At 40.2% G+C, this 24299-nt stretch carries 20 protein-coding genes; 5 read left to right on the forward strand and 15 right to left on the reverse strand.

Annotated elements, in window-relative coordinates:
• Positions 1-236 precede the first annotated feature (236 nt).
• Entirely contained in the window at positions 237-827 is a 591-nt protein-coding gene (locus tag HMPREF2867_RS05365; RefSeq protein WP_070576244.1) for a VanZ family protein, read from the forward strand.
• A 299-nt stretch (positions 828-1126) separates the two neighbouring features.
• Here HMPREF2867_RS05365 and rpsO read toward each other — a convergent pair whose 3' ends face one another.
• Positions 1127-1396: a 30S ribosomal protein S15 gene (gene rpsO, locus HMPREF2867_RS05370; protein WP_008535715.1), complete on the reverse strand. Its 270-nt coding sequence runs from the start codon at positions 1394-1396 to the stop codon at positions 1127-1129.
• Positions 1397-1537: 141 nt separating this feature from the next.
• The gene (locus HMPREF2867_RS05375; protein WP_070576247.1) at positions 1538-2701 is read right to left on the reverse strand and encodes an MFS transporter; all 1164 of its coding nucleotides are present in this window, start codon (positions 2699-2701) and stop codon (positions 1538-1540) included.
• Positions 2702-2808: 107 nt separating this feature from the next.
• Here HMPREF2867_RS05375 and HMPREF2867_RS05380 point away from each other — a divergent pair, with 107 nt between their 5' ends.
• Entirely contained in the window at positions 2809-3447 is a 639-nt protein-coding gene (locus tag HMPREF2867_RS05380; protein ID WP_070576250.1) for a Crp/Fnr family transcriptional regulator, read from the forward strand.
• A gap of 93 nt (positions 3448-3540) precedes the next feature.
• A complete protein-coding gene (gene def / locus HMPREF2867_RS05385) occupies positions 3541-4155 on the forward strand; it encodes a peptide deformylase (protein WP_003095026.1) in 615 nt (204 codons plus the stop codon).
• A gap of 125 nt (positions 4156-4280) precedes the next feature.
• Here def and ilvA read toward each other — a convergent pair whose 3' ends face one another.
• The 4 genes from ilvA to HMPREF2867_RS05405 form a co-directional block, all read right to left on the reverse strand.
• Positions 4281-5531 (reverse strand): threonine ammonia-lyase IlvA, encoded by a 1251-nt coding sequence (gene ilvA, locus HMPREF2867_RS05390; RefSeq protein ID WP_048673985.1) that lies wholly within the window; start codon positions 5529-5531, stop codon positions 4281-4283.
• 117 nt (positions 5532-5648) lie between these two features.
• Complete coding sequence (locus HMPREF2867_RS05395; protein WP_070576253.1) at positions 5649-9194, reverse strand: glycoside hydrolase family 66 protein; 3546 nt, start codon at positions 9192-9194, stop codon at positions 5649-5651.
• A 381-nt stretch (positions 9195-9575) separates the two neighbouring features.
• The gene (gene dtd / locus HMPREF2867_RS05400) at positions 9576-10019 is read right to left on the reverse strand and encodes a D-aminoacyl-tRNA deacylase (protein WP_070576256.1); all 444 of its coding nucleotides are present in this window, start codon (positions 10017-10019) and stop codon (positions 9576-9578) included.
• A 12-nt stretch (positions 10020-10031) separates the two neighbouring features.
• A complete protein-coding gene (locus HMPREF2867_RS05405) occupies positions 10032-12251 on the reverse strand; it encodes a RelA/SpoT family protein (RefSeq protein WP_037604083.1) in 2220 nt (739 codons plus the stop codon).
• Between the two features lie 167 nt (positions 12252-12418).
• Between HMPREF2867_RS05405 and nrdI the strand changes: the two genes are divergently transcribed.
• Positions 12419-12877: a class Ib ribonucleoside-diphosphate reductase assembly flavoprotein NrdI gene (gene nrdI / locus HMPREF2867_RS05410; protein ID WP_070576277.1), complete on the forward strand. Its 459-nt coding sequence runs from the start codon at positions 12419-12421 to the stop codon at positions 12875-12877.
• A 41-nt stretch (positions 12878-12918) separates the two neighbouring features.
• Here nrdI and HMPREF2867_RS05415 read toward each other — a convergent pair whose 3' ends face one another.
• The 8 genes from HMPREF2867_RS05415 to tig form a co-directional block, all read right to left on the reverse strand.
• Positions 12919-15459, reverse strand: coding sequence for a bifunctional 2',3'-cyclic-nucleotide 2'-phosphodiesterase/3'-nucleotidase (locus HMPREF2867_RS05415; protein ID WP_070576259.1), 2541 nt, complete (start codon positions 15457-15459; stop codon positions 12919-12921).
• A 165-nt stretch (positions 15460-15624) separates the two neighbouring features.
• Positions 15625-16368, reverse strand: coding sequence for a 16S rRNA (uracil(1498)-N(3))-methyltransferase (locus HMPREF2867_RS05420; RefSeq protein ID WP_037598886.1), 744 nt, complete (start codon positions 16366-16368; stop codon positions 15625-15627).
• Positions 16369-17322 carry a 50S ribosomal protein L11 methyltransferase gene (prmA, locus tag HMPREF2867_RS05425; protein ID WP_037598885.1) on the reverse strand — a complete coding sequence of 318 codons (954 nt, stop codon included), beginning with the start codon at positions 17320-17322 and terminating at the stop codon, positions 16369-16371.
• Positions 17323-17769 (reverse strand): NUDIX hydrolase, encoded by a 447-nt coding sequence (locus HMPREF2867_RS05430; protein WP_070576262.1) that lies wholly within the window; start codon positions 17767-17769, stop codon positions 17323-17325.
• A gap of 15 nt (positions 17770-17784) precedes the next feature.
• Positions 17785-18255 carry a DUF3013 family protein gene (locus HMPREF2867_RS05435; protein WP_037598883.1) on the reverse strand — a complete coding sequence of 157 codons (471 nt, stop codon included), beginning with the start codon at positions 18253-18255 and terminating at the stop codon, positions 17785-17787.
• A gap of 94 nt (positions 18256-18349) precedes the next feature.
• Positions 18350-19954 carry a CTP synthase gene (locus tag HMPREF2867_RS05440; protein ID WP_049545134.1) on the reverse strand — a complete coding sequence of 535 codons (1605 nt, stop codon included), beginning with the start codon at positions 19952-19954 and terminating at the stop codon, positions 18350-18352.
• 252 nt (positions 19955-20206) lie between these two features.
• On the reverse strand, positions 20207-20782 hold the full coding sequence (gene rpoE, locus HMPREF2867_RS05445) for a DNA-directed RNA polymerase subunit delta (protein ID WP_002885605.1): 576 nt from the start codon (positions 20780-20782) through the stop codon (positions 20207-20209).
• Between the two features lie 157 nt (positions 20783-20939).
• Positions 20940-22223, reverse strand: a complete 1284-nt coding sequence (gene tig, locus HMPREF2867_RS05450; RefSeq protein WP_070576264.1) for a trigger factor — start codon at positions 22221-22223, stop codon at positions 20940-20942.
• Between the two features lie 142 nt (positions 22224-22365).
• On the opposite strand from tig, the gene HMPREF2867_RS05455 reads away from it, so the two are divergent.
• Positions 22366-23208: a mechanosensitive ion channel family protein gene (locus tag HMPREF2867_RS05455; protein WP_070576267.1), complete on the forward strand. Its 843-nt coding sequence runs from the start codon at positions 22366-22368 to the stop codon at positions 23206-23208.
• A gap of 112 nt (positions 23209-23320) precedes the next feature.
• Here HMPREF2867_RS05455 and HMPREF2867_RS05460 read toward each other — a convergent pair whose 3' ends face one another.
• Positions 23321-23818, reverse strand: a complete 498-nt coding sequence (locus HMPREF2867_RS05460; RefSeq protein ID WP_060972338.1) for a sigma-70 RNA polymerase sigma factor region 4 domain-containing protein — start codon at positions 23816-23818, stop codon at positions 23321-23323.
• Positions 23819-24299 lie beyond the last annotated feature (481 nt).

A 24299-nucleotide genomic window follows, 5' to 3' on the forward strand; every position in this document is an offset into this window, starting at 1 on the left:
AAACAAGATGCTGACTCCTAATTTTTTAAATTTAATTATTTTATAAGCTTTCATAGCCTGTTTACAAAAACTATTAAATTGTTAGTCAAAAGTAGAGTTGCTGTTTCAAAGTCCTTTTTAGTCTTTGATTCTGCCTTATTTTTCCATTCTACCAAAACTTCGTTACAGTTTCTTAACTTTCTTTAAACGTTTTTTTGATATAATGTGTACTCATCATATGCAAATGGAGGAGCAAAGTGGCAAAAACATTAAAAACATTGAGTAACATCTTACTAGGAAGCCTATCACTGTGCTTGTCTTATTGGTTTTATAGGGGCCATCTCGAACAATACGTTCATTACATCGCCCATTATGGCTCCTACTTCCAAGTCTTACTCAACCTAGTCATCATAGTCCTGCTTAGTTACTTTGTCTATGCTTTTTTGAAACTCCTTCTTACTAGACAGCTGAAAAAACAGACACTGCTCCTACTCTACTTCATTTACTTTCTTGCTCTCTTCTACCTACTTTTCTTGAAAAACATTGGTACCCAAGGTCTCTCACTTAATCCCCTTTCCTTCGCTCGGGAATTATACTGGGGGAGCCACTTCGTTCCCGTCATGAACCTATTAATGTTCATTCCTCTGGGACTCCTCTTTTCTTCACGATTGAGTAATCTCCTACTTTGTCTCCTGACCCTTTTCACCGTCGAATCCATTCAGTACTTTGGACATTTGGGAGTCTTTGATTTAGGAGATATCGCCTTAAATATGCTAGGTATCCTTGTCGGAACCGCTATCCATCAACTCCCTCAATTTCAAACAGTTATCAAAAAGATTTTAAGATAGAGAAGCCTCCAGAATTAAACCTGGAGGTCTTTTGCTTGCTCTATAGATTTATCATCGTAAGAAATTCTTAGATGAATACAGCAAAACTGCCCTCTGAATCTAGAGAGCTGTTCTGAACTCGGGCTAAAATCCTAGTGAAAAAGAAAAACTGCCCCATTATAGAGCAGTTCCATTTTCGTGTATTCAATTGAACAAGGCCTAAGCACTTGGCAAAAAAGATAAAATCTCCTAAAAACTAAAGTTTCTTCGTCAATTTTCCTATTTTTGCTTTGTGCTTTTAACGGTCTTTGTATCTTGAATTAACGACGAAGTCCGAGTGAGCTGATCAACTCACGGTAACGGTTAACGTCTGTACGGCGAAGGTATGCCAACAAGTTACGACGGTGACCAATTTTTTTCATCAAACCACGGTAAGTAGCGTGGTCTTTTTTGTGTTGTTTAATGTGGTCGTTAAGGTGGTTGATTTCCCAAGTAAGGACAGCAACTTGAACCTCTACTGAACCAGTGTCACCTTCGTGACGTGCGTATTGAGCAATGATTTCATTTTTTTTCTCTTTTGAGATTGCCATGTTTTTTCTCCTTTTTTTGCTCCATCCGAGTCTTAGGATTGGCTCTCCTAAAACCAAGAAAGAGTTGGTTTGTCTTTACGACCTCTCTATTTTAGCTTATCTACTAATCTTTGTCAATCACAAGATTCACTGTTTAGATTTCTACATCTTAGACTTTTTTGTCATTCTTGATTTCATCAAAAACCCAAGGAAAAGTAGGAAACTTACTATAGCATAGGCTAGGAAAATCCAACTAAAACTTGGAGATACAAGTGCCAATAATTTCAAAACATAAGGAGAGAGGGCAGACCCTAGGTTACACCCCAAGAGGACATAGGCTGTCGCTTTGTTCAACAGATTTCTAGCAATACGCTCAGAAAGTCGGTTAAAGATAATTGTCAAAACAGTACTATAGAAGAAACCAACACCAACTGAGGATAAAATCAAAATCGGTAAGTTACTAGCCACTGACATCCCAAAGAGACAAACCGCCAATAAAAACATCACTATATGCAAAAGATGATTCTTAAAATATCCTATAAGAGAAGCGAAACTTAGTCCAGCTACAATTCCAATTCCCTGCTCTAAACTAAGTACTAAAGCTGATTGCCCACTCGCAATGGTATTACCAGCAACCTGAAATAGAGGCACGCGCAAACTAATCGAAGAATTAATACAGATAACAAATCCTGCTAAAAGGGCCATGCCAAGGATCATACTAAGGTCTTTTTTGTTTAGACCTTGTTTACTTTCTGTAATCTGCTTCCTCTCCACCTGATCCATCGTTGGCACAAAAAGGAGGTACATGGTCAGAATCACAAAACCAAGACCATAAATAAGAAAGGCAAAGGTCCAATGGATTTTCAATAGTTGACCAACCAAAAGAGAACACGAAGCTCCACCAATCAACTCCATGGAGCCACGAATACCTAACATCTGAACCCGTTCTTTACCTTGAAAACGTTGACTGATGATGGCAATCGCCTTAGCATTGATAAGGCCAATCCCCATCCCAAAAGCAATACGTGACAGTAAGACAAGAGGATAGGCTTGTACAAAAAAAGGAAAAATCCCAGCACTACTAAGTAAAAGCAATCCAGTCACAATTAGCTGTCTATCACTTAACCTTTTGTCAATAAATGAATTAAGTAAGAGCATCGCTACTACGGAAAATGAAGGGACAGATACTAAAAGCTCCACTTGCGCGGCAGAAAAACTTGGGCTATAGTAGTCCAACATAGGTGGTAACGCTGTTGAAATCGAAAAGGCCGAAATCAAGAGCAAGGATAGCCCAAGCAGGCTCATTTTTTCTAAAATTCGTGTCATAATATAGGGATAAGAACATCCTTTCCTTACTTGTCTAATAGTTATTTTTTCATTATAATCTAAGGAGACTTTAAAAAATAGGACCTAGGTCCTAAATAAGGAGATGTATGCGTAATCATGACATAAGACCTCAACTTGACCAGGTCTTTCCACCCCCCTACCTCAACCAATTACAGAAAGTCACCTTTCAAAAAAACGATTATATTTGTACCCAAGGGCAAGCTATCACTGAGCTGACCTACATTTTATCAGGAAAGGTAAAAATTGTTCGTTCTCTCTTCAATGGTAAAGAACATATCCTAGAAACGCTCAATCAGCCTCAGATATTGGGAGATGTAGAACTCATGACCAACCAACCAGCAGGATCATCAGTCATTGCTTTAGAAGAGGTTCAAGCAGTTCAGCTCCCATTAAATAATAAAGAAGAACTCCTCAAAGACCCTGTTTTTCTCTACCAAATTGGACGTAACCTGGCTATGGCACTGCATAAGCAAGGTATTACTGCTTCAACAAATGCGAGTTACTCTGTCAAAGAGCGTCTGGCCACCCATATTTTGAATAGTGAAGAAGAGAATATCTTTCAATTATCACCATCCATTTTAGCTTCCCGTTTTGGGACTAGCTATCGCCATGTGCAACGAGTCATCAAACAATTTATCGATCAAGGAATTATTGAAAAAGAAGCTTTTAAGACCTATCGTATTTTACAACGACAAACCTTGGAAAAACTGGCTTTTATCGATTAGAAAAAGCTTCACTTTAATCCTTGATGGTTTAATTTTCAACCCTTTTGTGCTATAGTTATAAACAAGTAAATCAAAGAAAATAGAGGTAAACAAATGGACGCTCAAACCAAAATTATCCGCGCCAGCCATATGATTGATATGAATGATATCATTCGCGAAGGAAACCCAACCTTGCGTGCTGTCGCTGAAGATGTAACCTTCCCACTATCAGACGAAGACATTATCCTAGGTGAAAAAATGATGCAGTTTCTTCGTAATTCACAAGATCCTGTTATTGCTGAAAAAATGGGGCTTCGTGGGGGAGTCGGTCTTGCAGCCCCACAATTGGATATTTCAAAACGCATTATCGCGGTTCTCGTTCCAAACCCTGAAGACGCTGAAGGTAATCCACCAAAAGAAGCATATAGCCTTCAAGAAATCATGTACAACCCTAAAGTAGTTGCCCATTCTGTTCAGGATGCTGCTTTGGGTGATGGAGAAGGATGCCTCTCAGTCGACCGCGACGTTCCTGGTTATGTGGTTCGTCATGCTCGAGTAACTGTTGAATACTACAACAAAGAGGGAGAAAAGCAACGTGTTAAGCTCCGTGGGTACAACTCAATTGTTGTTCAACATGAAATCGACCATACTAACGGTATCATGTTCTACGACCGCATCAATAAAGACAATCCATTCGCCATTAAAGATGGACTCTTGATTATCGAATAAAGAAAGCCTCAGTAGCAATACTGAGGTTTTAATTTGAAGATAAAGCCTTAGTGCCTCCGTATAGCTAGGTTAAAGTAGAAAAGAACCGACTTTGTCAGTTCTTTTTTCATTATGTGAACCTGTCCTCAGACAAGCATATTGTAAAGTGTTTCGTTACCGTGAAGGTTGATATAACTTGGGTCAAAGGCTGAAAGACGATCGAGAAGTCCATCATAATCGTTCTTGTCACTAAGAGCGATACCAATGAGAACTGGACCTTTTCCTTTATTAGCACGTTTGATGTACTCAAAACGAGTGATATCATCATTTGGTCCCAAGATATCATTTACAAATTCACGAAGGGCACCAGGACGTTGTGGGAAGTTAACCACAAAGTAATGCTTGATGCCATCGTAGATAAGCGCACGTTCTTCCATCTCTGGCATACGGTTGATATCATTGTTACCACCTGAAATGATGCAGACGATGGTTTTTCCTTTAATCTCATCTTTAATCACTTCCAAAGCTGCTACTGATGCTGCACCTGCGGGTTCTGCAATGGTACCAACCTTAGAGTACATATCAATTAGGGTTTCTGAAATCAAGCCTTCATCAACTCCCAAGAGACGGTCAACATATTTACGTGCAACTTCATAGGTCTTGACACCTACCTTTTGAACAGCAATCCCATCCGCAAACTTATCAATTTCTTCGAGTTTTATAGGATAACCACGGTCAAAGGCAGCACGCATACTACGAGCACCACTAGCCTCAACACCAATAACTTCCATAGATGGTGCCACATCCTTGATATAAGTAGCCACACCAGAGATAAGGCCTCCACCACCTACTGGAACCAAGATACTATCGAAGGAAACACCCTCCTCTTGAGCCTGCTCATAAATTTCATAAGCAACTGTTCCTTGACCCGCTTGGACATTATAATCGTCGAATGGATCAATGAAAGTCATGCCTTCAGACTTGGTATATTCCTGTGCTGCTTGAGCAGAAGCATCAAAGGTATCTCCCACCAATTTGATTGTTACAAACTTGCCACCAAAGAAACGGACCTGACCAATTTTTTGGAGAGGCGTTGTTACTGGCATAAAGATGGTTGCCGGAATCCTCATCTCGTTACAAGTGTAAGCAACCCCTTGAGCATGGTTGCCGGCTGATGCACAAACCACACCACGCGCCTTATCCTCATCACTCAATTGATGAATAGCATAGTAGGCTCCTCGCAATTTGAAAGAGCGTACCTTTTGCATATTTTCTTTTTTAATATAAATGGTCGCCCCGTATTTTTCAGATAAGTAGCGATCAAAATCTAGTGGTGTGCGTTCCACCACGTTTTTTAAGACTTCATTAGCCTTTACGATATCATTTGCAGTAATCATTGGCTCTCCTTTGACACAATATTCAAACTATTTCTATTGTATCACAATTTTCAGAAAAAATAGCAGCCAGTATAAAGAAAACTCCTTGTTTACACAAAGAGTTCTACTTATTATTTATCAACTATCAACTTTTTTTGACATCAAGAAGTTACGAAGAGCTGCAAGGGTTGCCGCACCTGCAAGGACAATGGCTGTAAGGATAGCTACAGCATGTTCTCCCCACTTATGAGATTTTGCTGTTTTAGCAATTGTAGCCTTAAGATCTTCAGTTGTTCCTTTTTCACCTGCTTGCGTCGTTGTCTTACTTGCAAGGTTAAGATCTTGGCTACCACTGTAAGTGGTATCTGACGAAGCTGTATTGATAAGGTCTTGACGGCTACTGCGAGTATAGCTAACATTTGTTGTAATGCTATCAATCATCTCAACAATATTTCTGATTGTAGTTGCATCGTACAAGCCACCCTCAGTATCTTTCAAGATTGATACTGCTAATTTTTCAATAGAAGCTTCTGAAAAAGCTGCTACCATAGAGTGAGATTCTGAGCTTGCTGTTTCTGAATATCTTGCATAGTTGCTAAAGAGTGATGCTGCTTCTGTAATCGTTTCAGAAGTACTTGGTAAGTTTTCTGAGACGCGAGGAGCTGCAGAGAGTCTATTCCAACTATTGATGTTTTCTGATAGTCCATCAAGGATGACTTCCTCAGACGTGCTCACTGTTTCTGAAATTGCCGAAGTCACTTCTGAAGTGCTCACTTGACTTTCTGATTCTGTCAATGAAACAGCTGGTTCTTTAACTACTTCTGATTCTGAAACGACTGTGCTGATTGAATTCTCTGATTCAGATGCTGAAGTCTCTGAAGTTGATGCTTCTGAGATAATATCAGTTTCTGAGACCTTCGATGATACTGTTGCACTTTCTGATACTTCTGATGAGGCTGTTGAGTCAGCTGTGCTTGTGGCCTCTGAAGCAGGTGTAGTGATTGAATCTGACGATACTGCACCTTGATCCGTATTAGATACTGAGTTGTCATCTTTCTTATCATGTGCGGTCTCTGATACAGCTATTGCCACTGGAACAGCTGCTGAGTTTACTAACTCGTCAACTGTTGGTGCTGGTTTAGTTATTTCATCTAGTTTAGGAGCTTCAACAGATGGTTTCGTATGAGTTGGAGCCTCTGAACCTTTGTTTACTGTTGTATTTTCGAATTTAGCTGTTTCTGAGCTTGCTTCAGATGTTACGGTATTATCTGCTTTCTTACCAGCTTGGTTAGTAACTGGTTTCAAGATAACTGGTTCTACCGGTGTTGCTGTTGTGTCTTCCTTGATATAGAGCATGTTCCAAAGCGTTAGTTTAGGAACTGAAATGATAAGTACCGGTTGACCATTTTCATCTGTTTCAAGGCTTGCTTGTGCCTTCTTCATGCTTGAAGTTGCCCAATCATCTGGTGACGTCACATAGACTTGATCAACAATTTTAGCTGCTTCTTGGGCTGTTTTACCTGCTAGACTGAGACGAACTATGAGATTTTCTTGAGCATCCGGTGTTTTATTATCCGCATAACCCTCTTCATTATGCCAGCCCGCATTGATGCCCATCATGTTAATCATTTGAACAGTTGAGAAACCTTTTCCTGATTTAGCAAATGTCCAAACTTGATTTCCTGTCACACCTAGAGCATCCTTAGAAAGGATTTCACCAGCAGCATTCTTGGTAGATACAGCCTGAGTGCTGTTAGTCACCCCCTCACCACGAAGAAGAGTTTCATAAGCAGTGATAAACTGTTGGTAATTGTAAAGCTTACGAATAGTGTCCTTAGCCACACTGAGGTATTGAGTTGGGTAATAAGCACTTTGAAGGACGTTTAGGGCTGCATTAGCATTGGCAAGGGCTGCAATGGACATGTGATAGCCACCGGCTGCAGCTACTGTCGCATCTACGAGAAGAGTCGCGTCAGCTTGCAATGGCTTACCAGCAAGGGCATCTTTACCAGCACCATTAGTTGCTTTTCCGCCAGGAACAGTATAATCAATACCTGGTTCTTCTATGTAGGCACCAACGATAAGTGATTTACCAGTTTTATTGCGTACCATATCGATACGTGCTTTCAAATCACCATAGGCAACCTGCATACGTCCTGGAATAACTGAACCACCGTTTGTCCAGAGCTCATTATAAACAACATCTTGACGTGCCTTGGCTAATTTATCATCATTACCACCATTGACATCATTGATTGTGATGTAGTACTTTTCACCAATGAGGTCTTTCATAGCATTAATAAATGACGCATATGAGTCAGACATCATGTGTGAGTCAGCCTCGTCTGAGCTGTTACAGTGCTCATAATCAGTCACACGGTTGTCACCAATTGTATCACCTTGCCAACCATCGAAGCCCATACGATCCATAGCTGATTTCATGACACCCGCAATGTATTTTTGCCAATCTGGATTAGCTGGATCATAGTAAACTTGAGTTGGGTTATCACCGATAGTGTAAGTCATCGGCTCACCCTTCTTACCAAAGCTATCATAGAAGTTATAAGCCAAAGCAGCAAGTGGAAGGGTTGGATTCTTTGGATTTGAATCTGCTGAAATCATGTTATAAAGCATGGCAACAGCACCTGACTTATGAACTTGGTCAACCAATTCTTTAACAGCCTTAGTGTCAACCTGAGTATGACTCCAGGTATTCCATTTTTGAACAAAGCTATCAACACCCTCTGGGAAAGGATCTGTAGCTTCACTATAAGCATCATAGAAGAAATATGAGTTGATATTCATAGACTTCATGAGCTCAAGCTCTTTACGGTAGGCTTCAAGATTTTTTACAAGAATACTGTTTTGATCCGTTGGCGAACCTGCTACGATACCGTAACGTGGGAAAACTGTCCAATCATCTTCAACAGACAAGCCAGCACGCTTGCTTGACAAAGTACTACCTGATTTATCGTTGACACTGATTGTCACCAAGTAACCTGTATTGTTTGTCAACCACTCTGACGCTACTGTCAAGTTTGAAACCTTAGCTGAGGTTCCTGCCGCTAGTATAAGGTCAACGTTATCTTGACCGATGATCTCTGAAGCATGTTGAAGTGTCAAGTTGACAGTCATCGTCTTAGTTTCTGCTGTTGGATTAGACACAACAACAGAATAGTTAATATCACCATCTGTCTTACTATAAGCAGCTTTTGTTGTTTCTGGATCTGTCAAATAAGCATCACCATTTAAGTTTTGCTCTGTCACTTCTGTAACTGGTGTCACTTGAGCAGTTGAATGGCGTCCCGCTTCAGTAGCATTATCAGATGATGATGTGATGGTTTCCACAGCAGCTGACTCAGGAGCTAGTGCTTCACTGGCTACAAGCATTTCTGAGCTAGCACTCTCTGCTGGCACAGCTTGTGAAAATATTGTAGAAGCTGTTGCTGTTGTTGCAGTATCTGTCGCAACAGCGGCAGATGATGGACCTACTTCTGTTGTCGCAACTGGAGCAACTGCCTCCGTTGGTACCACCACCAAGTTATCTGCTTCAGTTGTAATGACTGGTTTTGTTGCCTCTGAACTGACCATGTTATCTGCCTTGGCGACCTGATTCATCCCTAGGACACCGCCAGCTACAAACAAACCTGATAATAATTTAGTTGACGCTACTTTCTTTGACATCTCTCTATCCCTCTAATAAAGTTTAAATCACCTCGGCGTTTCAAATTATCACTATTGGTATTTGCATGCTGTGAACTCGAGTTATTTTTTAGTTTCATAAAAATCGCTTGGTGTTTCTTATGAAACTAATGTTAACTTAATCTTTTTTGTAAGACAAGGGAATTTCCGGCAATCCTCGTAAACGGTAATTTTTTCATCATGAATGGTCAGATTTTTTCAGAAATTTGAGAAAAATATTTTCTAATTTCATTAAATATTCACTTGGTTAAGCCTACTTAAAATAACAAAAATAAATCCCAAATAATGAAAATCGATCACCTAAATTGCCCATACGATGAGAGTAAAAAAACCACCTCTCACACAAGGCGAGAAATGGTTTGTTTATCGATTTTTAGTATCTAAAATAATGGTCACAGGGCCGTCATTAACCAGACTAACCTGCATATCTGCACCAAAGCGTCCTCTTTCTACAGGAACATGTGTTGACAAGGATTGATTGAAATCGTCATAGAGCTGGCTAGCCATGTCAGGCTTTGCAGCACCTGTAAATGCTGGTCGATTCCCTTTTTTCGTATCTGCAAAAAGCGTAAACTGAGAAATCGACAAAATCTGGCCATCAATATCCTTAACAGAAAGATTCATCTTGCCCTCTTCATCTGAAAAAATACGCATATTGACAATCTTACGAACTGCATACTCTAGGTCCTCTTTGGTATCCTCTGGACCAACTCCGACCAAGAGTAAGAGCCCCTGATTAATAGCACCAACCGTAGAATCCTCAATAACCACAGAGGCACTTTGCACGCGCTGAATCACAATCTTCATCGCAGTAACTCCTTACCCATTCGTACGTTTAACACTGTAAACATCAGGGATAATTTTAATCTTATCCACTAGACCAGTCAATTCAATAAGGTTTGCAATTTCAAAGCTAACGTGAATATTGGCAAACTTCATGTCCTTAGTCGGTTGCGCATTGACCGTAGCGATGCTCTTGGTCGTATTTGACAAGATTTGGAGAACATCATTCAACAGACCAGAACGGTTAAGGCCATAGATGTCAATCTCTGCCAAATAAGATTTATTGGCATTACGTTCATCCCACTCCACTTCGATTAAACGTTGTTCATAACCTTCTTGACTCTTGATATTATTACAATCTGAACGATGAATAGCAATTCCACGGCCCTTGGTGATGTAACCTTCAATCTCATCTCCAGGTACTGGGTTACAGCACTTAGCGATACGCATGAGGAGACCAGAGGCACCTTGAATGATGACTCCATTTTCACTCTTAACCTTAAGAACTTCTTTCTTCTCAGTCTTAACCTCGCCACCGTTCATTAGCTCTTCAGCTTCAGCTTTTGCCTTAGCACGCTCTTCCTCACGGCGTTCTTTTTCTGTCAGACGATTGAAAACAGCAGCAGCACTAATTTCGCCAAAGCCAACAGCAGCATAGAGAGCTTCTTCACTACGCACACTCATACGAGGGAGAATTTCCTCAATATGTTTCTTGTCTAGGTATTTATTGGCAATATAGCCATGCTCTTGGAAGTAGGCAATCAAAAGCTCACGACCTTTGGTGATAGAAGCTTCCTTATCCTGATTCTTAAAGAATTGTCGAATTTTATTTCTGGCCTTAGTTGTCTTGACCATCTTAATCCAGTCACGACTAGGACCAAAAGAATTGGCATTAGTGACAATCTCAACCACATCACCTGTCTTAAGTTTGGCAGTCAAGGGAACCATACGGCCATTAACCTTAGCACCTGTAGCCTTCTCTCCAACTTGGGTATGGATAGCATAGGCAAAGTCAATAGGTCCTGAATCTTTAGGCAATTCCTGAACAGCACCATTCGGCGTAAAGACATAAATACGCTCTGAGAAGATATCCTCTTTAACAGAGTCTACAAATCCCATAGCATCACCATTTGAGGCATCTTGAAGTTCAACAAGATCTTTAATCCAGTTCATTCCCAAAGCGGACTCTTTTGAATCTACCTTGCCCTTGATCCCTTTCTTGTAAGCCCAGTGAGCTGCAACCCCGTATTCGGCAACTTGGTGCATTTCCTTGGTACGGATTTGGATTTCAATAGGTCCTTTTGGTCCATAAACCGTTGTATGGATAGACTGGTAACCATTGGATTTAGGATTGGCAATATAGTCTTTGAAACGGCCAGGCATCGGACGCCAGAGCTCATGAATGTATCCCAACATGGCATAAACATCACTGTGCGTCTCCATGACACAACGGATGGCAATCAAATCATAAATTTGATCGAAGCGCTTTTTCTTGTCGCGCATCTTACGATAAATAGAGTAGATATGCTTTGGACGACCATAAACATCACCAACAAGTCCTTGTTCAGCTGTGTAGGTCTTAATTTTATCGACAATCTCGTCCACAAGTTCCTCACGCTCACGACGTTTTTCCTTCATCATGTGAGAAATCTTGTAGAATTCCACCTCATTAAGGTAACGGAAGGACATATCTTCCAATTCCCATTTGATACGACTGATACCCAGACGGTGAGCCAAAGGAGCATAGATTTCCATGGTTTCACGAGAAATGCGCTCTTGCTTATCCTTACGAAGATGCTTTAGGGTACGCATATTGTGTAAACGGTCGGCCAATTTAACCAAGATAACACGGATATCCTTAGACATGGCCATAAGCATCTTACGGTGGTTTTCAGCCAACTGCTCCTCGTGGGACTTGTACTCAACCTTACCAAGCTTAGTAACACCGTCTACGATATTTCGTACATCCGTACCAAAATCCGTTTCCAAATCATCGAGCGTTTTTTCGGTGTCTTCAACGACATCGTGTAAGAAACCACAGGCTACTGTCACTGCATCAAGATGAAGGTCTGCCAGGATACCTGCCACTTGAATAGGGTGAATAATATAAGGTTCTCCTGACTGACGAGATTGCCCACTATGAGCATCTGTCGCATAATGCCAGGCTTTTTCAACTAATTTCAAATCATCTGCTGACATGTAGGCCGAGCAAATGTCTAAAATTTCTTCTCCTGTTACATTTTTATCTTTAGCCATGATTTCTTCCTTCGCTTCTTTTAATAACCTTTATTCTATCACTTTTACAAGTAAAGAAAAAGAGCTAGTTAGGCAATTATTAACTGCAAGGAGCTAACTTGAAAAGCACAACATCTTGTGTTAGAATGATTGAACAAACACAAGATATAGATAGAAAGAGGACGCTTATGTCTCAACTTACCCTCGTTTATATTAGTCTAAGCGGCAATACCCAAAGCTTTGTCAAACGTATGTCTGACTATCTATCCCTCAACCACGGGATTGAATGTCGCAAAATCAATATTAAAGAGCTTAATCATGAAACCTTCCAAGTAGATGAACCCTTTGTCGCACTCTTGCCAACCTACCTTGAAGGTGGAAATGGCGTGGACAATGGAGATGTCGAAATCCTAACCAATCCACTGGGAGATTTTATCGCAGCCCATGATAACCACAAACGTTGCTTTGGTATCATCGGTTCTGGTAACCGTAACTTCAATAACCAGTACTGCCTAACCGCCAAACAATACAGTCAACGTTTTGGCTTCCCTATGTTGGGAGACTTTGAGCTTCGTGGCACACAGTCTGATATCGAGCGTCTGGCACCTATTATTCTAGAAGCACAAAAGAACTTTAACCAACGCTAAAACTACAGCAAAAAAGCCCTGACAGGGGCTTTTTCCTTTGCTTAATTTTTTTCGTGTTTTTTGATTCCAAAGAAACCAGCCAAGGTCATAAGGAACATTCCAGCTAAAGTTGCTGACACAGATTCGTCTGAATTCGTGTTTGGCAAGCTCTTGGCTGAGCTGGAAGGTTGAGTTTCTTGTACTTGAGCTTGAGGCAAAATAACGACTTGAGTGTTTGACAACTGGATAGCTGGAGCAGGTTTAGCCACGCTGGTGACTGCAGTAGCATTTGGTTTCACATGCTTAGTTTGGTCTGCCATCTCAACACCTTTTGGTGACTTCTCAGATTCTTTCTTAGTCGTATCCTCAACTTGATTTGCCTTTTCCTTAACAACAAAGCGGTACTCTGCAAATCCTGCTTGTGTTGATGGTCCTACATAACTAATGGCATCCTGACCAGCAAGGTGGGCACGTGCATTGTCAGATGAGGCAAAACGGATATCTGCATTCGTAATATTAGGAACGAAACTCCAATTTCCATCAGCAGTTGGGTTAATCGTTTTCTCACTAACGATATAATCAATGATTGCCTGACGATTCTCAAGATTGAGGAGACGTTTTTCTGCAGCATCCTTAACACCAGGGAAGTTACCAGTCGCACGATAGTTGTTAGTCACGACAAGGAAAGTCTGATTCAAATCAATGGGTTTACCTTGATAAGTCAAGTCACGAACACGACTAGCATCTGGGTTAACCAACTTACCTTCACGATCGTATTTGTTAGGTTGTGTCAAATCAAACTTATAAGTCAACCCATCAATCACATCGTAATTGTATGAGCGATAGCTACTATTAATGAGTTGTTGTGGCTCTTTGCTATTAGGATCAATTTGATTGAACTGTCCTGCAGACATTTCCAACCATTCTTTTATTTGTGCACCAGTCACCTTGAGTAGGGCAGTAACATTGTCGTAGAGGTAGAGGTCCGCGACATTCTTAATGGCTAATGGTCCTGCTGGAATATCGGTATAGTAGGTCGCATCCCCACGAGTCCCCGCCTTGAAAGGTGCTGCAGCTGAGAGGAGTGGAAGATTCGCATCTGCTGTTCCAGCTACTTGTTTTTTAGCATACCATAGTTGTGCATTATTAACGATTTGAATAGATGGATCGTCCTGAACCTGAGCAAAGTAGCTAGTGATTGGTGCAGTAGTCTCACCAACTTCCTTACGAACATAGTTGATTGTTCCATTATGGTCATGAGCAGCCATATTAATTAAATCCTTGTCCGCAACATCTGACTTAGTATCAATCTTTTCAAGCTTGGCCTTACTGTTAACAACTTTCCATTTACCATCCGTGTAAGTCAATTTGACATCCATGATGCCTAGATGATCTCCGAATTTACCAGCCATAACCACAGGTTTCCCATTGATGAGACCATTGACATCATCTACACCAGGGTATTTCGCATAAAAACTTGTACCATCCCCATTTGGGAAATCCGCATGAGAATGCCCTGTCGCAACAGCATCAACACCTTCGATACCAGCAATTTGGTAACCTTCATTTTCCTCATTCTTAGTGTATTCATTGTCACCAATACCAGAGTGAGCAGCAACAAGGATAAAGTCAGCTCCTGCAGCCTTCATCTTAGGAACGATAGCCTTAACAGCCTCCATTGGATCGTCAACAGTTACCTTACCTTCAAGATTGGCCTTATCCCAAACCAAAATCTGTGTTGGAAGGACACCTGTAATACCGATTTTTAGCGTTACCTGTTTGCCATCTGTATCAGTAAAGGTCTTGTTAACAATCTTATAAGGGTTGTAATAGTAGTCACCTGTCTGAGCATTACGCACATTGGCATTGATAATGTTAATCTTAGCAGCCTTAACCATACGATCCAAAAATTCTAGACCATAGTTAAACTCGTGGTTTCCAAGTGTTTCGGCATCGTAGCCCAGCATCTCAAAGGCTTTGTACATAGGGTGAGTCTCACCTTGGGCAACAGGGTCAATCAAAGCCTTATAAGTCCCAAAAGGAGTTCCCTGAATCGTATCCCCACTGTCCACTAAGACCGTATTGGGATTAGTTTCACGGGCTTTTTTGATAAGGACAGCAGTTTTAGACAAACCAACTGTTTGAGACGGCTTATCTTGATAATAATCATAGTTAACCAAGTTGGTATGAAGGTCTGTTGTTGACAAAATCTGCATATCAACGGTCTGCCCCTCATGAGCAGGCTCTGTAACAGTTTCAGCCTGTACTGGCACCGCTGGTGTCACCTGATTGGCATTCGTCAAAACAGCACTGGCTTCTTGACTTGATTGGGCCGTCGAGGTATTAGCTGATGACTCTGCAGATGCATTTGTCGCTACTGTTGTTGATGTAGGAGATACAGTCTCTGTTCCTCCTTGAACAGCTGTTCCCGCAGTTCCTTGTACTGATACGGTAGCAGCTCCACTATCTGTCACAGTTTCTGTAGAAGTAGTTGGTACTGGTGCCGTTGCCTCATCAGCTTGACCTAGGACTTGTGGCACAGTCAAAAGAGCAAAAAGGCCCAAAACCACGGCAGATTGAGTCACATAACGATTCGTTTTCATTAAAAATCTTCCCCTTTTATAAAGATAGTACAATTATATTAAATCTAAATAAGATTATCAACTTTTTTAGAAATGCTCGATTTGTCATACAAAACTAATGGCACGATGCAATCTTAGCTTAAAAGTGTCAAATACAAAAAAAGTTGGAACAAGGCCAACTTTCTCTTACTTATTCAATTCCAAGGCATAACTGACACTACTCAAAGCGTAGAGAGGAGCGGTTTCCGTCCGCATAATGCGCGGTCCAAGGCCAATTTTAACGCCACCAGCTTCTTCAAATGCATCAATCTCAGACGGAGAAATACCACCTTCTGGTCCAAAGATAAAGAGAATTTTCTGACCATTCTCTACCTGAGCCAACTCACGAGCTAGAGTAGCCAACTCACCTGCTTTGGCTGTTTCCTCATAGGCGATAAAAATCTTATCAAAATTATCTAATTCTGATAGAAATTCCCCTTTTTTCTCGAACAATCTGACTTCTGGCACACGATTACGCTTGGATTGTTCTGCAGCTCCTAGAGCAATTTTGGCAAGCTTATCTTCCTTCTTGGCTAGCTTCTTACCATCCCACTTAACCACAGACCAGTCGGCAGGGAAGGCCCAAATAGCCTGAGCTCCAAGCTCTGTTGCCTTTTGTGTCACCAACTCCAGTTTATCTCCCTTGGGAAAACCTGAGGCAATGCTTACAGATACAGGCATCTCGACATTATCAGTTAAATCTTCAATCACTTCAAAGACGTGATTCTCACGGTCAGTCACACGCGCAAGACGCTTGATACCATCTTCAAAAACCAAGACAACCTGATCATCCTCTGTTAAACGCATAACGTTAAACATATGCTTCACAGTATCCTTGTCTTTGATAATTACTGGATTTTCAACCTGCCCCTTTATAAAATACTGTTGCATTTAGCCTCCAATCACACCTGAAATATCATCTGTCTTCTTGAAGACACAGGCATTCCACTCTCCCTGAACCATGTGAGTTTCTAGGAAGAAACCAGCTTTCTCAGCCGATTCACGCACCATATCCCATTTTTCAGAGATAATCCCTGACATAATCAAATAACCTTCATCCTTAACCAAACGGTCGGCATCTTCTGTCAGGTGGATGAGAATATCCGCCAGAATATTAGCCACGATAACATCAGCTTCTTGCGTCACGCCCTTCAAAAGATCTCCCGCAGCAACATGAATATTTTCCATACCAGGATTCATATCAATGTTTTCCTGTGCCACTCGAACCGCTACATCGTCAAGGTCATAAGCGTAGATTTCCTTGGCACCAAGCAGAGAGCTAGCAATCGAGAGGACTCCTGAACCAGTCCCCACATCAATCACCGTCTCACCACCACGAAGCACCTGCTCCAAGGCAAAGAGGCTCATCTTAGTTGTTGGATGTGTTCCTGTCCCAAAGGCCATACCAGGATCCAACTTAATGATCTTTTCCCCCTCTGATGCCTCATAATCCGTCCATGACGGTACGATAGTCAGGTCATGGGTAATGCGAGCTGGTTCATAGTATTTTTTCCAATTCTCAGCCCAATCTTCTTCAACCAATTCTTGAGTAGCTAAGTGAATATCTCCAGTTTCAAGACCAAAATCTGTCAACTCAGCCAAACGCTCATTGACCTGCTTAGTAATGGCCTCGATATCTGCTGACTCTGGATAATAAGCCGTAATTTTAACCGTTTCAACCTGCTCAACCTCAGGATAAAGTTCCCCAAAACGGTCCGCATTTTCCAAATAATCTGCACTATCATCAATAGCCACACCCTGGCTCCCAGACTCAATTAAAATATTAGAAGCCGCTTCTTCGACCTCACGATTAACTTCAATCGTTAATTCTTGCCATTTGTCCATTTATTTCTCTGTTTCCTTTCCTACTAAATAGTCTTTAAAGCGTTCCTGCAACTGGGCAATGACACCTTCTGCTTTTATAAAATCCTCTACAGGCATTAGTTTAAATTCCTGTCCCTCGTCACCAAAACGAATCTCACGATACTGCTCTTGGCTAATTTGGCCAACCACAAAAACAGCTAACCTATTTTTATCCAACATACTAGGATAGATTTTCGACCAAATAATCGATTCCTCTTTCAGAGCCAATCCCAGCTCCTCCCAGACTTCGCGTTGAAGACACTCAAGTGGTGTTTCTTGACCTTCTCTTCCACCACCAGGCAACTCCCATGTATTTGGCCAAGGAATATCTGGTTTATTATCTCTGAGAATGACCAAAATACTTTGCTCTACGAGTAAGGCCGCCTTAACACCTGTAAAATTGAACTGATCTTTTAAATAAGCATCCATCCCTTTTCGCTCCCTTTAATACCTTGGATAAGCAAAAAATTCCTTCTCTTCAAGTTGAGCTTTCCCTTTTTCGAAAGCTTCTTTGTCCCAAACCAAACCGAATTCCTCAGGTCCATCATCAGATAGAAAATCCATCAAGTCACTCAATCCTTCTGTTGCCACCTCATTCAAGGTCTCCGCAAAATAGGACAAAAACTCACGAGATAGACCTTTCTTAGGTTCATATGGAATTGTCACTAGGTAGTCCTCTTCATCAAAACGTGATTTTGCTGGATTATAAAAGAGCACGTAATCCTCAAAAATGACATCTTCATCAGACACTTCACCCTTATCATCAATAGTCTCCACATTACTACTGTTTTGCGCTTCTAGGATGAACGTTACTTCCACAGCATGATTCTTTTTATCCCAGTCCATCGCAAAATCATAGTCCAGGTGCTTATCCAGTTCTTCTTCTAATACTGACAAAAAGCCAAATTTAGCCATTTGTTTTCCTCGTTCTTTCTTATTATTCCCTTTATTTTAGCATAAAAGGAGCCAATAAAAAACAGAGTAGGCTATCCCACTCTGTCTTAGATAATTATTTAGCATTTTCAACCGCTGCTGTCACAAAGGCACTGTAAAGTTCTTCAGCATGGTTTGGACGGCTATGATATTCTGGGTGGTATTGCGCTGCCACAAAGAATTTCTTGTCTGGGAGTTCTACAACTTCCATCAAACGATTATCTGGTGACACACCTGAGAATACAAAGCCTTCAGCCTCAAACTGTTCACGGAATTTAGTATTAAATTCATAACGGTGACGGTGACGACGTTGAACAACTTCTTGGTTGCCATAAGCTGCAGCTGCCTTAGAACCTGGTTTCAACTTACATGGGTAAAGACCAAGACGAAGAGTACCACCCATGTCTTCAATGTCAATTTGATCACGCATAATATCGATAATTGGATATTTTGTGTTTGGATCAAGCTCAGCTGAATTAGCGCCATCCAAGTGAAGAACGTGGCGAGCAAACTCAATACATGTCAATTGCATACCGAGACAGACACCTAACATTGGCACATCATTTTCACGTGCATAACGAATAGCTTGAATCTTACCTTCAGTACCACGTTGACCGAAACCACCAGGAACAATAATACCATCAGCATCAGCCAAACGAGAAGCAACATTTTCAGCAGTCAAATCATTAGCATTGACCCAGTCAATATCAATGGCAGTATCATTTGCCAAACCTGAGTGCTTAAGTGCCTCAACTACTGACAAGTAAGCATCGTGAAGCTCCACATACTTACCAACAAGAGCAATTTTAGTTGTTTTCTTAAGGTTAAGCACCTTATCAACCATAGCAGACCACTCTGTCATATCTGCAGCTGGAGCATCCAGTTTCAAATGATCACAAACGATTTGATCCATACCTTGAGCCTGCATATTAAGTGGCACTTGATAGATATGTTCCACGTCGAGTGATTCGATAACAGCCTCAGGTGCAACATCACAGAATTGAGCTAATTTATTCTTGATTCCCTGACCAGCAGGTTGTTCTGTACGAATAACCAACATATTTGGTTGGATACCCAAACCACGCAATTCCTTAACAGAGTGTTGCGTTGGCTTTGTCTTCATTTCACCAGCAGCCTTCAAATAAGGAAGAAGCGTTGTGTGGATATACATAACATTGTCAGAGCCCACATCAGCCTTCATTTGACGAAGCGCTTCAAGGAATGGAAGACTTTCAATATCACCAACCGTACCACCAACTTCAGTGATAATGACATCTGAATCAGTTGTTGTCGCTGCGCGCTTAATCTTGTCTTTCAAAGCATCTGTGATATGCGGAATCACCTGAACAGTCGCACCAAGATACTCTCCTTTACGTTCCTTACGCAAAACTTCGCTATAAATCTTACCAGTAGTCACGTTAGAGTATTTATTAAGATTGATATCAATAAAACGTTCGTAGTGACCAAGGTCAAGGTCAGTTTCAGTACCATCATCAGTGACATAAACTTCACCGTGTTGGTAAGGACTCATTGTTCCTGGGTCAATATTGATGTAAGGATCAAATTTTTGAATCGTAACCTTAAGACCACGGTTCTTAAGCAAACGCCCAAGACTTGCAGCTACAATCCCTTTACCAATTGAAGATACCACACCACCAGTGACGAAAATATATTTTGTCATGTTAACTCCTTATAATATAATTCAAAACAACTACAGATAGCAGATTGGTTACCTACTCAGATAATCACGATAGTCCTTTCCTAGTACCTGATTGGAGCCGTACAAAGTACCTCACCTTAGACAAGTCCAGTAAATGACTAAAAACAAAAATGACCCCCAAGAGTTTTACTCTGGGAGCCTTAATCATGACCTCTTCAAAAGAGGTGCCCGATAAATAGTCTAAACTATCCAAGACCATTTGTCAATGAAAACTTAGTCGTTTGACTCGTCCTCATAGTCATCGTCATCATCTTCTTCTGACAACTCAACATCATCCAAATCATCATCTGGAATAATTTCATTCAACTCAGAGTCATAAGATTCCACTTCGGCTTTCTCATCATCTTCGCTATCGTCGTCATATTCAAGACTATCAGAATCAGGTGTAAAGTTCTCGTCTTCTGGATCATCGTCATTATAATCGATGGCATCTTCATCACCATCCATGAAGGCATTAACTTTCTTGTTCTTACGTTTTGGTGCATTTTCATCAGTATCTTCCAATGTGATGACCTCTTCATCGATTTCATCAATTGCATACCATGAACGCAAGCCCCATTTGTTATCACCTAGTGGAATGAAACTTCCATCCGTATTCAAATCTGAATAAAAGAATGGCAAAGCATTGCGGATATCAGCATCCGATTTTTCTAAGTAATTTTGAATTTCATTGACCAAATCATTGAAATACATTTCATTATCACGACCACGTGTTTCTAAGATAGCACGGGCCACTTCAATCATTGATAATTCACTTTTTTCTTGTCCAGCAAATACGTCTAGTTCCAAAGTGGTTCTCCTTCATTCTTACTCAAGCTAGTTTCTATCAGAAATAGCTCAGCAATCAATTTTTCGCTACCTTTTATTTTACGCTAAAAAGAGTCAATAGTCAAAGCATTTATAGAAGAAAAAATCAAGTCTCAACAGAAACTTGATTTTAGTCATATTATTTAACTTTTGCTGTGCTTGTGATAACTTCAACAGCTTTCTTCATAGTGATATCGTGTTTAAGCATTTCAGGTGAAAGAAGTGCAGAAACTTGTGATACTTCCATGTTGTACTCAGCTGCAAGATCGTTAATTTCTTTTTGGATTTCTTCTTCTGTAGCGTCGAATCCTTCAGCAGCCGCAACAGCTTCGATAACAAGGTTAGTTTTCACACGTTTGTCAGCGTCAGCTTCATATTGTTTGTGAAGATCTTCTTGAGTTGTACCAGTGATTTGGAAGTACATTTCAGGAGAGATACCTTGACGTTGCATGTTACCCATGAATTCGTTCATAGCACGGTGAACTTCGTCTTCAACCATTTCTGCTGGCAATTCAACGATTTCAGCGTTTTCAACAGCCAAATCAAGTGCAGCACCTTCAACAGCGTCATCAAATGCGATTTCTTTAGCTGCTTCAAGTTCTTTACGGTATTTAGCTTTCAACTCGTCAAGAGTTTCAACTTCATCGTCAAGATCTTTAGCCAACTCATCATCAAGAGCTGGAACTTCTTTAGCTTTAACTTCGTTAACTTTAGTAACAAATACAGCAGCTTTACCTGCAAGGTCAGCAGCTTGATAGTCTTCTGGGAAAGTTACTTTAACTTCTACTTCATCACCAGCTTTTGCTCCAACCAATTGGTCTTCGAAACCTGGGATAAATTGACCTGAACCAAGTTCAAGAGAGTGGTTTTCACCTTTACCACCATCAAATTCAACACCGTCTACTGAACCAACAAAGTCGATAACAACAGTGTCACCATTTTCAGCTGCACCTTCTTTAACAACCAATTCAGCTAAGTTTTTGCGTTCGCTTTCAAGCTTAGCATCAACTTCTTCATCAGTAACTTCTTTAGAAGCTTCAACTGAAACTTCAAGATCTTTATATGCACCAAGTTTTACTTCAGGTTTTGTAACAACTTCTGCAGTAAGTGTCCAATCTTGACCTTTTTCAATTGATTTTACATCAATTTTTGGTTGTGCAACAACATCAAGACCAAGTTCAGCAATCGCTGCTTCATAAGCTGCTGGAAGAATTGCATTCAAAGCATCGTCGTAAAGAGCTTCTTCACCAAATTTTTGGTTAAATACGGCACGAGGCATGTGTCCTTTACGGAAGCCTGGAGCGTTCAAATTCTTTTTAACCTTGTTAAATGCTTGATCCAAAGCTGGTTGAATTTTATCTTGACCGATAGTGAATGTCACCACACCACGGTTAGTGGCTGTGTTTTCAAATGATACAGACATGTAGTCATTCTCCTTAAAATTTTTTATAGATACAGTTTAGTTTACCATATTTCAAAGCCTTTTAAAAGTTTTTTTATCCAATTTAATCACAAGAAAATCGTTAGAAACTGCTACTTTTTCAAAATTTTGATAAACTAGAGCTATGAATATTTTACAAAGATACATCCAACAATTTAATTTTGAAGAGACCCTAATGGTACTCATTACGAAAGGGATTAAACTCTTTATTCTCCTCATCATCTTTCTTCTTAGTAAGAAGATTATCAACTTCCTTTTTAAACATACAGTGGGACGCTCTCTAGCTTGGACAATTCAAACACCTGCTCGACAAAAAACCATTGAACGATTACTACACAATTGCATGAACTACGTGCTATACTTCTTCCTTGTTTACTGTCTTCTTAGTATCCTTGGGGTCCCAGTATCTAGCCTCCTTGCTGGAGCAGGACTTGCTGGGGTTGCTCTTGGTCTAGGAGCTCAAGGCTTCCTATCTGATGTCGTTAATGGTTTTTTCATATTGTTAGAAAACCAATTTGAAGTCGGTGACGCAGTTGAAGTAGGAGCCGTTACAGGCCTTGTTTCAACCGTAGGTATTCGAACTACTCAAATTCGAGGATTTGATGGAACCCTCCATTTTATACCTAACAGAAATATCACAATTGTATCTAACAAATCTCGAGGGAACATGAGAGCTCAAATTGATATCCCAGTCTATCCGTCAACCGATATCAATAAGGTGACAAGCATCATACAAGAAGTAAATCGAGAAAACATTGAAAACTATCCTCAAATCTGTGGAGCTCCAAATATCATTGGATTAAGCACAACTCCTTCTGGACAACTAGTATTTCGTATTGATATTTTTACGAAAAATGGACAACAAACTCATATCTATGCTGATTTCTTAAAACTTTACCAAGAAGCCCTAACCAAAGAAAATATTGAACTTCCAAGATTCATTGGGAACCCTATAGCAGTAAAATAAATTCTTTACACTACATTAAAAACACTTCAAAAGATAGATAACAGAAATCTACTTTCGAAGTGTTTTTTATGACTTTTACTCAAAAAAACTAGACTAGAATCTATATTCAAAATTAATCATCTTCATTATAAGGATCAAAATCTACCATCCAAAATTTTAACTCCCTGATCATCTTTTTTCGACCTCTAAAACATTCTCCAGCTAGCAGACGGTCTAACTTAGTAGCATCTTCCGAAGACAACTGATTACGGAAAGCATTAAGCTGCTCATCATAAACAAGCCTATCTACCGCATCTAACTCTTTATTCGGAAGACAAAAAGCAATATCTGAAATTTCGATATAACATTGTCTATTAGCTTGTCGTTTTACAGACTCCTGTCTTCTAACCTCATCATTCAACCTATTCCTAAACTTAGTTTTGAAATAACGTCGAAGCTTATCATCATCAGACGCTAACTCAGGAAACTTTTTTAAAAGCTGATAAAGTGTCATCATTGCTTCCTGCTCCATATCAGCTTGGTCCCAAAGTTGGATGAAATATTGTCTACTAGCCTTAAGTACAATCGGCCTTACAACTTCATATGCGTGAACAAAAACTTCTTGTTCCATTAAACCTCCTATAAATAGATAAAATATTTGTAATTAAAATAATTACGAAATCTATTATAAGAGATACATAAGAAATAAAATAGAGACATATATGTCACTATAAAAATTATAGGCTCTATAATTTCTGTAGTGGGTAAAAACCACTGTAGAGATTATAGAGCTGTTTGAGTATACACAAAAAGTCCCATAAGAACTATAATGAAAAGCGACCAAACCATCATTAGAGCTTATAAGATTTATTAAGAATACCACAGAATTAATCGGAAATAGAGAGTAAAATATTAAGGTTTCCCTTGTTTTTGAAACTGTCACTCATATCCAAATTTAAACAAAACTGGATTACCCTATACCACTATATCCTCTCTAAATATTAGCTTTTCGTCACTCACTACAGTTGATAAACAGATCAGTCGAAACCACTAGTACAGCTAGTGGTTTTCGTAAAATAAAAAAGCTAGACCTAGGTCTAGCAATGAGAATT

Source organism: Streptococcus sp. HMSC064H09 (assembly GCF_001812625.1).
Taxonomy (GTDB): domain Bacteria; phylum Bacillota; class Bacilli; order Lactobacillales; family Streptococcaceae; genus Streptococcus.

Bases quoted from the DNA above. Each gene is read 5' to 3' on its own strand.
- rpsO (WP_008535715.1), bottom strand. From the start codon at position 1,396: ATGGCAATCTCAAAAGAGAAAAAAAATGAAATCATTGCTCAATACGCA.
- HMPREF2867_RS05375 (WP_070576247.1), bottom strand. From the start codon at position 2,701: ATGACACGAATTTTAGAAAAAATGAGCCTGCTTGGGCTATCCTTGCTC.
- HMPREF2867_RS05380 (WP_070576250.1), top strand. From the start codon at position 2,809: ATGCGTAATCATGACATAAGACCTCAACTTGACCAGGTCTTTCCACCC.
- def (WP_003095026.1), top strand. From the start codon at position 3,541: ATGGACGCTCAAACCAAAATTATCCGCGCCAGCCATATGATTGATATG.
- ilvA (WP_048673985.1), bottom strand. From the start codon at position 5,531: ATGATTACTGCAAATGATATCGTAAAGGCTAATGAAGTCTTAAAAAAC.
- HMPREF2867_RS05395 (WP_070576253.1), bottom strand. From the start codon at position 9,194: ATGTCAAAGAAAGTAGCGTCAACTAAATTATTATCAGGTTTGTTTGTA.
- dtd (WP_070576256.1), bottom strand. From the start codon at position 10,019: ATGAAGATTGTGATTCAGCGCGTGCAAAGTGCCTCTGTGGTTATTGAG.
- HMPREF2867_RS05405 (WP_037604083.1), bottom strand. From the start codon at position 12,251: ATGGCTAAAGATAAAAATGTAACAGGAGAAGAAATTTTAGACATTTGC.
- nrdI (WP_070576277.1), top strand. From the start codon at position 12,419: ATGTCTCAACTTACCCTCGTTTATATTAGTCTAAGCGGCAATACCCAA.
- HMPREF2867_RS05415 (WP_070576259.1), bottom strand. From the start codon at position 15,459: ATGAAAACGAATCGTTATGTGACTCAATCTGCCGTGGTTTTGGGCCTT.
- HMPREF2867_RS05420 (WP_037598886.1), bottom strand. From the start codon at position 16,368: ATGCAACAGTATTTTATAAAGGGGCAGGTTGAAAATCCAGTAATTATC.
- prmA (WP_037598885.1), bottom strand. From the start codon at position 17,322: ATGGACAAATGGCAAGAATTAACGATTGAAGTTAATCGTGAGGTCGAA.
- HMPREF2867_RS05430 (WP_070576262.1), bottom strand. From the start codon at position 17,769: ATGGATGCTTATTTAAAAGATCAGTTCAATTTTACAGGTGTTAAGGCG.
- HMPREF2867_RS05435 (WP_037598883.1), bottom strand. From the start codon at position 18,255: ATGGCTAAATTTGGCTTTTTGTCAGTATTAGAAGAAGAACTGGATAAG.
- HMPREF2867_RS05440 (WP_049545134.1), bottom strand. From the start codon at position 19,954: ATGACAAAATATATTTTCGTCACTGGTGGTGTGGTATCTTCAATTGGT.
- tig (WP_070576264.1), bottom strand. From the start codon at position 22,223: ATGTCTGTATCATTTGAAAACACAGCCACTAACCGTGGTGTGGTGACA.
- HMPREF2867_RS05455 (WP_070576267.1), top strand. From the start codon at position 22,366: ATGAATATTTTACAAAGATACATCCAACAATTTAATTTTGAAGAGACC.
- HMPREF2867_RS05460 (WP_060972338.1), bottom strand. From the start codon at position 23,818: ATGGAACAAGAAGTTTTTGTTCACGCATATGAAGTTGTAAGGCCGATT.